The organism is Micromonospora sonneratiae, from assembly GCF_042679305.1.
Lineage (GTDB): Bacteria > Actinomycetota > Actinomycetes > Mycobacteriales > Micromonosporaceae > Micromonospora_H > Micromonospora_H sonneratiae.
Map to the genome: position 1 here is coordinate 54,343 of NZ_JBHTMP010000003.1, position 13,812 is coordinate 68,154.

11 protein-coding genes and 1 pseudogene are annotated in these 13,812 nt (G+C 67.1%); 6 read left to right on the forward strand and 6 right to left on the reverse strand.

The window, feature by feature from the left end; all coding sequences use genetic code 11:
* Positions 1–61 precede the first annotated feature (61 nt).
* Together ACFQ4H_RS03290 and ACFQ4H_RS03295 are read right to left on the reverse strand one after the other, a co-directional pair.
* Entirely contained in the window at positions 62–1,462 is a 1,401-nt protein-coding gene (locus ACFQ4H_RS03290; RefSeq protein ID WP_377566768.1) for a hypothetical protein, read from the reverse strand.
* Between the two features lie 557 nt (positions 1,463–2,019).
* Positions 2,020–2,442 carry a VOC family protein gene (locus ACFQ4H_RS03295; RefSeq protein WP_377566770.1) on the reverse strand — a complete coding sequence of 141 codons (423 nt, stop codon included), beginning with the start codon at positions 2,440–2,442 and terminating at the stop codon, positions 2,020–2,022.
* Between the two features lie 138 nt (positions 2,443–2,580).
* Here ACFQ4H_RS03295 and ACFQ4H_RS03300 point away from each other — a divergent pair, with 138 nt between their 5' ends.
* Complete coding sequence (locus ACFQ4H_RS03300) at positions 2,581–3,549, forward strand: helix-turn-helix transcriptional regulator (RefSeq protein ID WP_377566772.1); 969 nt, start codon at positions 2,581–2,583, stop codon at positions 3,547–3,549.
* A 33-nt stretch (positions 3,550–3,582) separates the two neighbouring features.
* On the opposite strand, the gene ACFQ4H_RS03305 is transcribed toward ACFQ4H_RS03300, so the two are convergent.
* Together ACFQ4H_RS03305 and ACFQ4H_RS03310 are read right to left on the reverse strand one after the other, a co-directional pair.
* A complete protein-coding gene (locus tag ACFQ4H_RS03305) occupies positions 3,583–4,161 on the reverse strand; it encodes a YdeI/OmpD-associated family protein (RefSeq protein ID WP_377566774.1) in 579 nt (192 codons plus the stop codon).
* Positions 4,162–4,413: 252 nt separating this feature from the next.
* Positions 4,414–4,782, reverse strand: a complete 369-nt coding sequence (locus ACFQ4H_RS03310; RefSeq protein WP_377566776.1) for a nuclear transport factor 2 family protein — start codon at positions 4,780–4,782, stop codon at positions 4,414–4,416.
* A gap of 52 nt (positions 4,783–4,834) precedes the next feature.
* Here ACFQ4H_RS03310 and ACFQ4H_RS03315 point away from each other — a divergent pair.
* From ACFQ4H_RS03315 to ACFQ4H_RS03335, 5 genes and pseudogenes are all read left to right on the forward strand, one after another.
* Positions 4,835–5,005 (forward strand): annotated as a pseudogene (locus ACFQ4H_RS03315) (MerR family DNA-binding transcriptional regulator); the annotation flags it as partial.
* A gap of 140 nt (positions 5,006–5,145) precedes the next feature.
* Positions 5,146–5,682 carry a hypothetical protein gene (locus ACFQ4H_RS03320; protein ID WP_377567051.1) on the forward strand — a complete coding sequence of 179 codons (537 nt, stop codon included), beginning with the start codon at positions 5,146–5,148 and terminating at the stop codon, positions 5,680–5,682.
* Positions 5,683–5,991: 309 nt separating this feature from the next.
* Positions 5,992–6,174 (forward strand): hypothetical protein, encoded by a 183-nt coding sequence (locus tag ACFQ4H_RS03325; protein WP_377566778.1) that lies wholly within the window; start codon positions 5,992–5,994, stop codon positions 6,172–6,174.
* 40 nt (positions 6,175–6,214) lie between these two features.
* Entirely contained in the window at positions 6,215–7,912 is a 1,698-nt protein-coding gene (locus tag ACFQ4H_RS03330) for an HsdM family class I SAM-dependent methyltransferase (protein WP_377566780.1), read from the forward strand.
* On the forward strand, positions 7,900–8,538 hold the full coding sequence (locus tag ACFQ4H_RS03335) for a restriction endonuclease subunit S (protein ID WP_377566782.1): 639 nt from the start codon (positions 7,900–7,902) through the stop codon (positions 8,536–8,538). The genes ACFQ4H_RS03330 and ACFQ4H_RS03335 overlap by 13 nt, the downstream gene beginning before the upstream one ends.
* Before the next feature lie 91 nt (positions 8,539–8,629).
* Here ACFQ4H_RS03335 and ACFQ4H_RS03340 read toward each other — a convergent pair whose 3' ends face one another.
* Entirely contained in the window at positions 8,630–10,204 is a 1,575-nt protein-coding gene (locus tag ACFQ4H_RS03340; RefSeq protein WP_377566784.1) for a serine/threonine-protein kinase, read from the reverse strand.
* A 29-nt stretch (positions 10,205–10,233) separates the two neighbouring features.
* Positions 10,234–13,434 carry a type I restriction endonuclease subunit R gene (locus tag ACFQ4H_RS03345; protein WP_377566786.1) on the reverse strand — a complete coding sequence of 1,067 codons (3,201 nt, stop codon included), beginning with the start codon at positions 13,432–13,434 and terminating at the stop codon, positions 10,234–10,236.
* Positions 13,435–13,812: the final 378 nt, after the last annotated feature.

A 13,812-nucleotide genomic window follows, 5' to 3' on the forward strand; every position in this document is an offset into this window, starting at 1 on the left:
GACGCGTTGGATCCATGCAGTGCGATCGGTCATGTCCGATGAGGCCGAAAGTGAGGGCCTGTCAGCCGGCGTAGCCTGGACTCGTCAGCCGACGTCGGAACTCTGCGTGCGCCGACTGGACGACACCGTTGAGGCGCTCGAGCTCGTCCTCGGTCGGCTCGCGGCGCAGCTCGACCCTGATCTGGAAGTCGCCGTCCTCGATCGTCACGGCCAGGTCGGCGAGAAGGTCCGCAGGTAGTCTGCTGATGACGAACTGCCGGAACGCATCCGTGATCGTGGTCTTCAGGTCGCCGCACCCGCACGTGCTACCAGCCATGACCGCGCCGAGGTGGCTGCGGCCGACGATCGCGTCCGGGTGTACGGGATCCAGGGCGGACAGGCCTTCCTCCAGGACCGCTCGGGCGTCCTCCAACCGTCCCTCGTGTTGGAGGAAGAGGCCGAGGGCGATGTCCGCCCGGCCGAGCGTCTCGTGATCGGCACCCCGGCGAGCCTGTGTCACCGCCTCGGTCAGACGCTGTTCCGCCAGGTGCACCTGGCCGGCTTCCCGCAGGGCGAGGCCCCAGTTTCGCAGCACCTGGCTCGTCAGCTCCGGGCGACCGATGCGCTCCGCCCTGGCGTGTGCCGACTCGTACGTTCGTAGCGCCTTCTCCTCATTACCCACGTCGCTCTGCGCCATCGCCAGTCCGAGAGCCGCCATCAGCGCCTCCTCCGCCCTGCCCTGACGGTCGTAGGAGGCGAGGACTCGCTGAATCGCGTCGATACGACCGGACTGGTCGCTGTGGTCGTGTCCGACGTTTGCCAGTGTCGAAAGCACATTGAGCGTTGCCTGATGGTCCACGCCAAGTCGCGCCTCCAGGATGGCGACCAGATCGGTGAGAACGATCTGGTACGTCTTCGGATCGCACCGACCGAGCCGGCTCATGACGGACAGCGCGATCTGCTCGACGATTTCGTCCGGTAGCTGGTCCATGCCGGGGAACAGCGGCTCCTCGGCGTCTTCGGCCGCCACGATCTCAGCCCGCAACGCCAGTGTGGTTGCGATCCGCTCATGCCCGTTGCGCCAGAAGTTGACCATCGTCTCCTCGATGACCTGCCGGGCCTGCCGTACGTCGCCACGCTGGAGCAGCACGTCGGCCAGCGGCTCGAGGCCGAAGGCGTACCCGGCGTGTTCGCGGCCGTAGAAGGCAAGGCGGTCCTGGGCCCCCTGACGGAGTTCGGACTCGGCCTCGTCGAGTCGTCCGGCCATCTGCAGGGCCATGCCCAGATTCAGCCGGTAGGTGAGGTGGTCCCTGCGAATCTGCGGGTCCTCATGGACGGATGCGGAGGTCGCGTCGCGATAGCACTCGATCGCGCGGTCTACCTGGTCGGCATGCACCAGCAGGTTTCCGAGATCGCACTGGGTCGATGCCCAGGCTGGGCTGCCGCGCCCGTGCCTCGCCGTGACCGCCTGCAACTCTCGCATCATGAGCTCTTCGGCTTCGACCAAGCGGCCCTCTTGCGCGAGCTCGAAGGCCACTTCGGTCGGTGTGGGGGGTGACGTCACGTCTCGGGAGTCTAGCTATTGAAAAGGGGCGCTTCGTCCGCTCTGCGAGGGGCCCTGCTCCGACGCAACGAACAACTGGCGTGCTCCGCATCAGCTCGGCACGCCCAACCAGCAGATCCTGGAAGGGCTCAGCCGGGCGCACACCGTCAAGGCCCGGGTCTGCCCGGAGATCGGACAGACCCGGGTGTAGCGGCCGAAGCTGCTGCTGCTGCTTACCCACTACGCCGGCCCGGAACTCGGTCGCCGAGCCAGCTACCTGTGGTGGGCGTTGTCCCACGCCGGCCACCACCACCCGTACGAACTCGGCGTCACCGCAGCCGAGCTGGTGCGACTCCGCACCGAACGCCTCGACATCGTCGCCCTCCTCGACCCTTCGGAGGCATCCACATGCCGAAGCGGGATCACGCCCTGCTGATCCTCGGCGTTGAGGCGCTGGCCATCGTCGGCGTCGTCTACCACCTCGTCACGTTCGACCCTCAGGTGGAGGGGTATTCCACGGCGATGTCCAGGACCCAGGTGACGCCGAAGCGGTCGGTGAGCTGCCCGTAGAGCGGCGCCCACGGCGAGGGGCCGATGGGCTGCCTGACGGTGGCACCGTCGGCGAGCCTCTCCCAGTAGCCTTGGAGTTCTTCGGGGTCGGTGCCGCGGACGGAGACGAAGAACGGGTTCTGCCCCCTGTCCCAGGGCAGGTTGGGGTAGACGTCGTAGGCCATGATGCGGAAGCCGTTGTCGGCGGCGACCTGGCCCCACGTGACGTGGTCGGCGGTCGCGGGGTCGGTGTTGCCCATGTCGGCGTAGCTGGCGATGACCAACTCTCCTCCGAAGACGGTCTGGTAGAACTCCAGCGCTTCGCGGGCGTTGCCGCGGAAGTTCAGGTGGGGCGTTACGTTGATGGCCATGGATGAAATTCCTTGTCCTTGTTTTCGTGATGGGCCGGCTCGTTGCTCCGGCGTCAGGACAAGCCTCACAGCAGTACCGGTCATATCACGTCCGCTTCTCAGCGGAGAATGGATGACATGGCCGGATCACCCGCACGGATGCTGAAGCTGCTGTCGTTGTTGCAGACCCGGCGGGACTGGCCCGGCCGCGTTCTTGCGGAGCGGCTGGAGGTCAGCGACCGTACGCTGCGCCGCGATGTGGAACATCTTCGGGAGTTGGGCTACCGGATCAGCGCGATCAAGGGGCCGGACGGCGGCTATCGGCTCGACGCGGGTTCCGAACTGCCGCCGCTGCTGTTCGACGACGACCAGGCCATCGCGCTCGTCGTCGCCCTGCAGGTCGCCTCGGTCTCGGGCGCGGCAGACGGCGAGGCTGCGCTGAGGGCTCTGACGACGGTGCGGCAGGTGATGCCGTCGCGCCTGCGCCACCGGATCGACGGCGTGGCGTTCACGACGCTTTCCGCCGACAACGCCGCGACGATGGCAGTGGATCCGGAGGTGCTCATCGCGGTCAGCGCGGCGGTCCGGGCACGAGAGGTGCTGCGGTTCGACTACGTCTCGGTGGGGCGAGGCCCCGATGGGGATCCTTCCCTACGGCGCGCCGAGCCCCATCATGTCGTGTTCAGCAGCGGACGCTGGTATCTCGTCGCCTGGGACCTCGACAACGACGATTGGAGCGTGTTCCGGCTGGACCGGATGACCCCGCGCATCCCGACAGGCCCCCGATTCACGCCGCGCACCGTGCCCGGAGGCGACGTCCACGATTTCCTCGCCGGCTGCTTCAAAGGATCGGACCGCGGCAACACCTGGCCCTGCACCGGGGAGGTCGTCCTGGAACTGCCCGCCCGGAAGGTGATCCCCTTCGTCCACGACGGCATCGTGGAAGAGGTCGCCCCCGACCGCTGCCGCCTCGTCGTCGGCTCCTGGTCATGGGTCGCGCTGGCCGCCTCGATCGGTCGCTTCGACACGGCCATCCTGCAGGCCGCACCCCGTGAACTCGCCGATGCCTTCAGCCTGCTCTCCCAGCGTTTCGCCGAAGCCGCCACCCGAAGCAGCGCCGACGACTGAAGCATCCGCCCGGCCAGGGCCTTCTTCTCGGCTTCAGTCCTCCGACGTGGCTGCCGGCTGAGCGTTCCCGAGCCGCTGGACCAGGGCGGCGATCCGTCGTGCCCGTAGTGCGGGCGCAGCGGTCATGATCGGGAAGAGATGTGGGTAACGCTCGCCCGCGTTCAGGGCTGCGAACCGGGCGGCGGCGGTCGGCGATGCAGCGAGCGCGGCGGTGAGGTCGTCCGGGACCTCGGCGGTCGCGGCCCCGGGATAGGCCCGGTCCCATCGGCCGTCGATTTGTGCCCGGGTGATCTCCGCCTGACCTCGTGGCCGCATCCGCCCCTGCTCGATCAGGGTTTCCACCAGCCCTACGTTTCGCTGCGACCAGATCGACCCGCGCCGTCGTGGCGTGAATCGTTGGAGGAACGTGGCGCTGTCCAGCCCGCGTTTCTGCCCGTCGATCCACCCACTGCACAGCGCCTCGTCCAAGGCCTGGGCGTATGTCAGCGTCGTGGGTGACACCGTCCCCTTCTTTGCCAGGACCAGCCAGACGCCGTTCGAGAGGTCCTCGTTCGCGTCGAGCCAGGCCCGCCAGGCCGCAGCGTCCGGGATCAACAGCGACTGCTCATCCATAGAATCGTTACCTTTGCCGGGTGATGACTTGACGGCCGGGATCGGGCTCGTGCCGATCGGCCGGTCCGCCAAATGCGTGGGCGATGATGACCATACCCAGTTTGACTGTCGGGGTGGCGGCCACGACGTGCGGGCCGCCGTCGTTCGTCGTTCGCCATCGAGTAGGTCTCTGTCGCCTACGAGCAGGCTACGGAGATCCGCGCCGCAGGGAGCTGAGGTCGTGCCCTCGCCCCCTGTGGGCGGCGAGGGCTGCTAGGGGCTGATCGTCAGTTCTTGGATCAAGGGGCCGGTCAGGGTGAACCGGTAACGCAGGTCGACCCTGCCGCCGGGGAAGTTCCCTTCGAGATGCTGGACCACCTCGAAGTGTCCATCGTCGACTCCTGGTGGCGGCGATGGGTTCGGTCGTGTGGTCGTACTCGCTGCTGCGCCGTCCAGCCAGGCCCGGATCTCGTTTCGGCCGCGACAGGTACGGCCGTCGTCGGTCACGACGGCATTGGCGGCGTAACCCGCGATTGCAGTACCGGTATCGCGCTTCTGATGCTCGGCAAGATAGGCAGTGATCAGGTCTGGCAGGTCCGCCAGCGGGATCCTGGTGCCGGTACTCCAGTCGACGGTGTTCATGAGCCCACCTTCAGGTCTCTCCTGGGGAGAGGGTCAAGGAAAGACTGTGCTGATGCGTACGGGATTGACCATCGGGGAGTTCGCCATGCTCAGCCACCTGAGCGTGCGGACCCTGCGCCGCTACTACGAGGCTGGGCTACTGGTGCCCGCCACGGTCGACCAGCATACGAGCTACCGCTACTACCTGCCTGACCAGATCCCCACGGCGCAGTTGATCCACCGACTCCGGCAGCTCAGCGTACCCTGGTCGAGCTCAGGTCCATCCTCGCCGCGGACGATCCGCAGCAGCGCGCCGACGCGATCACGGGCCACCTGCGGCGACTTGAGGACGAGCTCGACCGCACCCGATCCGCGATCGCATCGTTGCGCCGGCTGCTGCACCCCGATCCGGCGGCGCTGCACGTCGAGCTGCGTTCCGTCCCAGCCCGTACCGTCGTTGCCGTCAGCGACCATGTCGCCCTCGACGAGGCGGTCGACTGGTACGACACCGCCATGGCGGAGCTGAACGCCGCCTTCCCACCCGCCGAACGCACCGGACCGCCAGCCGGACGGTACGCCAACGAGCTGTTTATCGAGGACGCGGGCACGATGACGGTCTTCCGGGCGGCACGGGAACCGCGCTGGTCCGCGCGGATCGACGTCGTCGAGCTGTCGGCGGTCGACCTGGCTGTCGCCGTCCATCCGGGGCCGCACGACGACATCGACGTCACGTACGGCCGCCTCGGTGGGTGGTCACGCATGCCCCGGGCGTCGACGGGCCGATCCACGAGACCTACCGCGTCGGCCCCCGCGACACCAGGGACTCCGATCGGTGGCGTACGAGATCGGCTGGCCGGTCCTCCAGCTCGCTCTCGGTTGACTTCCGCCCCAGTCACCGAGCGCGCGTGGCAGAGGACATGATTCTGGCAACCGCGCTCGATGTTTCACCGACGAGGTTGGATGCTCAAGTGCAGTGTTGCTAGCTGCTGGATTAGGCCGGCGATCCCGCGACTTTGCCAGCACGTCCTTTTTGGAGGCTCGGTCGATACGGCGTCTGCCTCGGCACCGGGGCGTCCGGATGGTGCCCCTTTTGTTCAACCGCGGTGATGCTGGGCCGACTGCCGGCCACCGGCGAAACAGATTTCGCGTATCATTGCTGCGCGCTGTCGCGCGTAGGGCTGCGTTGCCTACGGTCGTTCCGTGGTAAGCGCAGTAGAGGAGGAGCCGGGCATGGTTGCCAGGTTGATCGACGCGGTGGCGGTCGTCGATGCACGCATCGTGGTCCCGATGGTGGCGGTGCTACTCGTCGGGTTCCTCAGTTGGGTGATCTTGAACGAGGGGCGTACTCGGCGCATGGAACGGCTGATCCGCGCTTTCAGGGGCCCGGACAAGGGAGATGACGAGGATGCCTGACCGTGCAGTGAGCGGGCCGGAGCGGTCCGGTGAACAGTCGTTGCTGACCAGGGCGCAGATTGCCGAGGCTGCTGGGGTCAAGGAGCAGGCGGTCAGCAACTGGGTGCATCGGTACCCTGACTTTCCCAGGCCGGTCCAGGGGGATCAGCAGATCCTGTTTCCCGCCTGGGACGTTGCGGCCTGGTTGGACCGTCGCAAGATCCAGCGAGGCGATCTGCGGAAGGGGGAGGTACTCGGTGTTACCTATGGTCACCGGTTCCGTGGCGTGACCGGCCTGCGGGCCGTCGCTCCCCACGCGGCGCCCACTGTGGATACCGCGGTCGATCGACTCAAGCACGGCCTGTGGAAACGCCTGGAGTCCAGCTACAAACAGAGCGCAGACCCCAGCATGTTCGAGGAACTGGTCATGTCGCTGGTCTGCGTGCAGGCCCTCGCTCCAGCGGGGTGGGCGTCGATCGCGGCCGCGTCCAGGCAGGCGATCCCCGAGGTCTTCCACCACGTCTGGTCTGTGCTGCCGATTGCACACAGCATGCGTACCGAGCTGATGATGAAGATTAGGCAGGACGGGTGGTGGCGAGACCGTCTCAGCGCCAGCACCGATGCATTGCGGGGCCATGTGCAGCCCGGCGGCGTTCTGACACCGACTACGGCGGCTGGCCGGATGACGGCGGTGGAGGCGTTCGACTTCCTTCTCGACCGGTTCGCGCAAGCCCGCCACAGCAGCAACGACGAATACCTGACCCCGGTGGAGGTGGCCCGGCTGATGGTGCGGCTCGCAGACCCCGAACCCACCGACCGCGTCCACAACCCGTGCTGCGGCTCTGGCGAAATTCTGACGGCCGTGCTGGCACATCAAGAACAGCCCGGACCGGGCCCGGTAAGACCCGGCCGTGTCAGTGGTCGCGCTCTGGCCGCTCGAACCTGGCGTCTGGCCGTCATGAACGCCGCGGTACACGGCGGATCCATCGACCTCGGCGACCAGCCGCCCGAAGACCTGGCCATGATTGACGTAGGCGTCGGTCCCTATGACGTCATCGTGACGAACCCGCCCTTCAAGATGGACGACTGGCAGTCGTCGGCAGGCCTTCTACCGACAGGCTGGCCCTACGGCGAGCCACCCCGTCACAACCCGAACTTCGCCTGGCTGCAACTGGCCGCAACGGCCCTGGCTCCCGCAGGCCGGGCGGTCGTCGTCCTACCTCAGACGGCGGCCTCCAGCCAGAACCCCAAGGACAAGCAGATCCGCGCCGCCATGGTGAAAGAAGGCGCAGTGCGGTGCGTCATCGAACTGCCGGGCCGCATGTTCCGGGAGACGGCGAGCCCGATCACGCTGTGGGTTCTCGGCCGTCCCGAGGAGCGACCACACCACGAGGTTCTCTTGATCGACGGGAAAGAGGCCACAGAACGCGACGGTGCCACCCACCGTGTCCTGACCGACGACAGTAGTGACACCATCGTCCACCTCTATCAGGAGTGGCTCACCGACGGCAGCAGACTGCCTCAGCGGCACGGCAACGTGACCGCCACGCCGGTCACCCTCGACCGTCTCGAACAGCACGGCTACGACCTACGCGCGGCGGCCTACCTCCGCCCCTGTCAACCGGACACCGTGCTACCACCAGGAGCAACGACCATCGCCGACCTACGTGACAATCTCCGCATGCTCGACTTCGCGGCCGCCGAGGCCGACCGCATCCTGAATCTTCGTCTTGATCGGTTGCAGCCGTGGAACCTTTGATCAGTCCCACCCCCGACAACTGGCAGCATCGGCGACTCGACGAGCTCTGCACCGTACAGTCCGGACCAGGCGGGTCGATTCTGAAGGCCACCGACCGAGTTGCCTTCGGCATACCGGTCATCAAGACGGTCGACATCGGCGATGGTCGGATCACTGCGGCACCGCCCTTCATGGTTGGTGAGGAGAAGGCACGACGCCTCGATCGGTATCGACTTGCCGAGGACGACATCCTGCTCGCCAGGCTCCGCGCCACCACCAGCCATGCGCTCATTACCTCGGTAGAGTCAGGGTGGCTGATGGGCGGCTCCACCATCAGGGTCCGCGTCACCGAGGCCGCCGGCTCGGAACTCCTACCGCGCTACCTCAGCTGCTACCTGAGACACCCATCGGTCCACGAGTTCCTGACCCGTCAGATCAAGCAGGGGCTCGTACCCAGCTTCACCAGCACAATCGTCGGTGGACTACCCCTCGCCTTACCACCGCTGGAGATCCAACGGCGAGTGGTCGAGGTAGCTCAAGCCATTCACGACAAGATCGAGGCCCACGAGCAGATCATCCACGCCACCCGCGAACTCGGAGGCGCGCTGATCCCGCGGCTTGTTTCCGGTGAGGTCACAGCCACGTAGGGGGTCGTGCCCTTTCTTGTCGGATTCCGGCACCCGCTCGGCAACAGACCGTGGCGATCCGCGCCGGTCACACACGGCAACTCGAGGCTGCTTATCCACCGCCAGCTCGCCGGAGGCGGAGGAGTACGTCGGCGACCTCCTGGGTCTCCTCGTGATCCGGCCCGTAGACCAGGCATAGGTCCTCATGCAGTGGTACCAGCTCGGCCGCTGCCTGATCGAGATCGCCTTCGGCGAGTAGGAGTATGCCGATGTCGCGGCGCAGTTCCAGGGCCTCGGTGGATACGTCACTCTCGGCGGCACGGACATGGTCGAGGACCTGCCGGAACTGGCGCAGGGCAACGGTGGCCTGGCCCAGCTCCGCCCGGCAGTGGGCCGCCTGCCGGAGGCAGGACAGCGCATCGACACCGGTTGGCCCGCTGGTACGGGCGAAGGCCGAATACAAGGCGTCGAATTCGGGCAGAGCCTGGCGGAAGTCGCCACCGACGACGAGGATGGCCGCTCGGCGCTTACGAAGGGTAAGTACTCGGGGGTTCTCGACGCCAAGCGCGGCGCTGGCGGGGGTGATGACCTGTTGTAGTGCCTCCGCCGCCTGGGCGTAGCGTTCCTCGGCCAGCAGGTCGTTGGAGTGCGACAACGCGTTGCTGATCGCTCCCCGGAGATCCGTGGTCGGCACTCCGTCTGACGAGGGCGGCAGGGTAGGGAACGGGCGGTTGCCCAGCTCGGGTGCGGGCTCCGGGCGCTGCCTGGGCGCGTTGGGGCGGCGGTAGAGCAGGGTCGGATCGGGTACGACTCCAGAGGGCGACGCTGCCGGGACCGTAGCGCCCGGCATCGGGAGGTACGGCAACAGTCGCTCGTGGACGTCGTACGCGTCCTCGGGCCGGTGCTCGGGAATCTTGGCGGTGAGCTGGAGTACCAGATCTTCGAGGGCTTCGGGGACGTCGGCGCGCAGCTTCCGCAGCGGCACGGGTGAATCGTTGACGTGCTGCCGCATCAGCTCGAACTCGCCGGGGCCGTCGAACAGCGGCTTGCCGACGAGGAGTTCGTGCAGCAGGCAGCCGAGGGCGTACAGGTCGCTCTGCGGGGTGATCTTGGCACCGCGGATCTGCTCGGGTGACATGTATCGGTGCGTGCCGAGCATCTGCCCGGTGACAGTCAGCCGGGTGGCGTCGGTACGCAGCAGGGCGGCGACACCGAAGTCGAGCACCTTCACCGCACCCGCCTCGGTGACCAGCACGTTGTCGGGCTTGAGGTCCCGGTGCACCACGGGGATCGCGTGCGCGTGGGAGAGCACCGTGCAGATCTGGGCGGCGACTGCGGCAGCCCACGAGACGGGCAGCGGCTGGCCCGGCCGGAGGTACGCCCGCAGGGACGTGCCGGGTACGTACTCCATGACCAGATAGACCCGGTCGTACGTCTGGTCGAGCACCGCGTCGTACACCTGCGGCACGCCATGGTGCTGGATGCGGGCGGTGATCCGCGCTTCCCGGCGGAAGCGTTTGGCGAATTCCTCAGCCTCCTCGGCGGAGGAGATGACGTCGGTGCGGATCAGTTTGACGGCGACTTCGCGGTCGAGCACTGCGTCGTAGCCCCGCCACACCTGCCCCATCCCGCCGGAGCCCAACTGCTCCACCAGCTCGTACCGGCCAGCGATCGGCTCGGGCCGCACTGCCACCCCCTAACGTATCGATCACACTGTCAGGCCACGTCGTCGATGACGCCTTCCTGCTGGCGGATCATCCGCCAGGCCGCGCTGCGGGCACTACGGTTGAGCGAGCTGCGGAAGTCCCGATCGGGTCCGAAGTACTTACGGCCGAGGTCGGCGACGGTGTCGAAGTGGTCCATCATCTTCTCCTCGAACACCGGCTCGAAGACGTGACCGAAGTTCTCCTCGTCGTCGTTGGCGACCGCGGCGAGCCGTACCTTCGGGTCGGCGACCGCCTCCTCGAACGGCTTGACCACGTCCTCGTCGGTGAAGCTGGTGCCGAACCGTTCGTTGAACCGAGCGATTAGCTCGGAGAGCAGGGACTTTTCCGGATCCTTCGCCCCGCCGGTGCCGTTGCCGAAGCCTGTCATCTCGGCTGGGCCTTCGGGGTCGAGGCTGACGTCGTGCTCACCGGTCTTTTCCACCCGCAGGTGGCTGAGGTCGACCTCGCCGATGTCGACGCCACCGTCGCTGCGCCGGGGCAGCTTGTTGAGCAGGTGCCGGCCGTAGAGGTAGAGCCGTTCGAGTTCCGCATCGGCGTAGGGGACGATCTGGGCGAGGAAGCCGTACTTGCGGACGTAGTCGGTCAGGTCCGCCCGGAACCCCTCGGCAGCCTCCCGATCCTCCTCGTCCTCGCTGTGCAACAGTGCGGCGAAGCGCACGACGGCCGGCGCGAGGTGCCGGTACAGCTCGGCGTGTAGCTTCTCCCTCTTCGCCGTGTTGCCGGCGGCCTGCTCCTCGGCTGCCAGATACGCTTCGACGAACGCCTGCATCTCCGCGTCGACCAGCAACGACCGGGACATCACCCGGCTCTGCGCGGTGTAGAGCAGGTTCGGGTCCGAGGGCAGGGTTTCGGCCTCCTCGAAGTACGGCCGGAACGCGTCCTTGATCTCCTCGGCGTCGTTTACGAAGTCCAGCACCGCCAGGTCGCTCTGGCTTTTGCGTTGGGCGGTCCGGTTGAGCCGGGACAGGGTCTGCACGGCCGAGACACCGGTGAGCTTCTTGTTGACGTACATGGTGGTGAGCAGCGGCTGGTCGAAGCCGGTCTGATACTTCTCGGCGACCACCAGGATCCGGTATTCACGCTGCCCGGCGGCCGTGCCGGCGCGGGCGCTCCTGTCGTCGGCCCGGGTGTAGGCGAACGCCTTCGGTAGGGCGGACTCCGCCAGACCGCCGTTCTCCTTCGACTCGGTGACCTCCTCGCCGTCGTAGCTGAGGGTGCCGGAGAACGCCACCAGTACGCCCGGGTCCGGGTAGCCGCGGTCGCCGAGGTAGCGCTTGATCGTCCGGGACATCTGCACCGCGCTCTGCCGGGAGGCGGTGACCACCATCGCCTTGGCTCGGCCGCCGAGCCGACCGGCGGTGTGCGCCCGGAAGTGTTCGACGACGATCTGCGCGTGCTGGGCCACGGTGGAGTCGTGGGTGAGCGCGTAGCGGGCGAGCTCCTTGTTGGCCTTGGTGGAGTCGACCTCGCGCTCGTCCGGATTCTCGTTGACGAGCTTCCAGTACGTCCCGTAGGTGACGTAGTTCCGTAGCGGATCGAGGATGAAGCCTTCCTCGATCGCCTGCCGCATCGAGTACGTGTGGAACGGGTGGTACTTGCCGTCCTCGCCGAGGCGGCCGAAGAGTTCGAGGGTCTTGTGCTTCGGGGTGGCGGTGAAGGCGAAGTAGGAGAGGTTGGCGCTGCGCTGCCGCTTACGGGCGCTTACCGCGAGTTTCTCGTCGGCGGTCTGTGGTCCGTCGGTGCTGGTCGCGCTCGCGTCTGCACTGGTCGCGCCCGCGTCGTCGGAGTCAGCGTCGAGGCCGAGGTCGCGCAGCACCCGCCGGACGTCGGTGGCCGCCTCGCCCGCCTGCGACGAGTGCGCCTCGTCCACGATGATGGCGAACCGGCTGCCCCGAATCTCGGTCGGGTTGTGCTTGAGGTAGTCGACCAGGGCCGGGAAGGTGTGCAGGGTAACCGTGACGATCTTGCCGGTCTCCTGGGAGAGCGCCTTGGCCAACTGCTCCGACTTCGCGCCGTGGTTCTCGTCGATTTTCACGACGAGCCCGGCGGTCTGCTCGAAGCTGCCGACAGTGTCCCGGAGTTGGGTGTCAAGGTTCCGCCGGTCGGTGATGATGACGACCTTGTCGAAGACCGGGCTGCCCAGCTTGACCCCGGCGGCGAGCGCATCCGGGTCGAGCGCAGCCGGGTCGTTCGGGGTGTGCAGTGACGACAGCCGGTGGGCGAGCCAGGCGATGGTGTTCGACTTGCCGGAGCCGGCCGAGGCCATCACCAGGTAGTTGTGCCCGGCCCCGTGCCGCTCGGCGTGCGCGGTCAGCTTCCTCACCGCGTCCCACTGGTGGTAACGGGGGAAGATCAAGACCTTTCGGGTACGCCCGCCCGCGCCCTTTTCCTGGTGCAGGTGGACGAAGCGTTCCAGCAGGTCGAGCCAGTTGTCCGGCTGCCAGATCTCTTCCCACAGGTAGGAGGTGGCGTACTTGCCGTAGGTGGTGGCCGGCGGGTTGCCCTTGCCGCCCGGTCGGCCCGGCCCGGCGCTGCCGGTGTTGAACGGCAGGAACCAGGTCTTCGCGCCCCGCAGTTGGGTGGTGACGAAGACCAGGTCCGGGTCCACGGCGAAGTTCGCGACGACCCGACGCGAGAAGATCAGCTCGGTCGGGTCACGCTCGGCCCGGTACTGCTCCTTGGCGTGCTCGACCCCGGAACCGGTGAGCGGGTTCTTCAGCTCGGCGGTGGCGACGGGGATACCGTTGAGAAAGAGCGTCAGATCGAGTCGGTTGCCCCGATCGGCCTGCTTGGTGGCGTAGGGCAACTCGCGGACCACGGTGAGCCGGTTCTCGCGGTAGTCGGCCAGGATCGCGTCCGACTCCACGAAGGACGGCTTGAAGTACGCGAGGCGAATGCGTACCCCGTGGTCCTTGACGCCCTTCCGGAGTACGTCGAGCAGCCCCCCGTCGGCGATCGCCTGGTCGAGCCGCTTGACGAACCCGCGCTGCGCCTCGTTGGGGTCGCCACCATAGTAGGTGACCAGGTCATCCCACTCGGCGGCCTGGGTCGCCCCGATGAAGGTGAAGAGCTGGCGGGTGTCGAGCCCAAGCTCGGGCCGGTAGTCGGCCGGGTTCCCCTCCGACCAGCCATTGGCGAGCATCGCCGCGACGATCGCTTCCCCGAAAACTGACTCGTGATGCACCGCCATGCCGCCTCGCCGCCTTCCGTACCGGTCCGTGCGCCGCAGCCGGACCACCGCTGAGCCTACTGATCGAAGCGGATCTAGGCGAGTGATCTTCGGCCGCCGATGTGCACTTCCAGACCACTACCGCGCCGGCCTTCGGCAGTATCCAGTCATCGACCGATATGGCGATAAGACGTGTGTCATGCAGGCTGGGGGTACATTCCACGAATGCCGGACGGGTGAGGGTGAAGTAGTCCAGTCCGCGAATCCGCGCGTCATCAAGATCCCCCCAATCGACCAGGGGCGACGAAGGCTCTCGGGACCACAGCCAACCTAGCGCGCTACACGATGTCCGAAATGCGCATGCAGTGCGCGGGCGCGCAAGCCTGCGAGCGCGTCACG

Coding starts and splice junctions, on each gene's coding strand:
- ACFQ4H_RS03290 (WP_377566768.1), bottom strand. CDS start 1,462: ATGCGAGAGTTGCAGGCGGTCACGGCGAGGCACGGGCGCGGCAGCCCA.
- ACFQ4H_RS03295 (WP_377566770.1), bottom strand. CDS start 2,442: ATGGCCATCAACGTAACGCCCCACCTGAACTTCCGCGGCAACGCCCGC.
- ACFQ4H_RS03300 (WP_377566772.1), top strand. CDS start 2,581: ATGCTGAAGCTGCTGTCGTTGTTGCAGACCCGGCGGGACTGGCCCGGC.
- ACFQ4H_RS03305 (WP_377566774.1), bottom strand. CDS start 4,161: ATGGATGAGCAGTCGCTGTTGATCCCGGACGCTGCGGCCTGGCGGGCC.
- ACFQ4H_RS03310 (WP_377566776.1), bottom strand. CDS start 4,782: ATGAACACCGTCGACTGGAGTACCGGCACCAGGATCCCGCTGGCGGAC.
- ACFQ4H_RS03325 (WP_377566778.1), top strand. CDS start 5,992: ATGGTTGCCAGGTTGATCGACGCGGTGGCGGTCGTCGATGCACGCATC.
- ACFQ4H_RS03345 (WP_377566786.1), bottom strand. CDS start 13,434: ATGGCGGTGCATCACGAGTCAGTTTTCGGGGAAGCGATCGTCGCGGCG.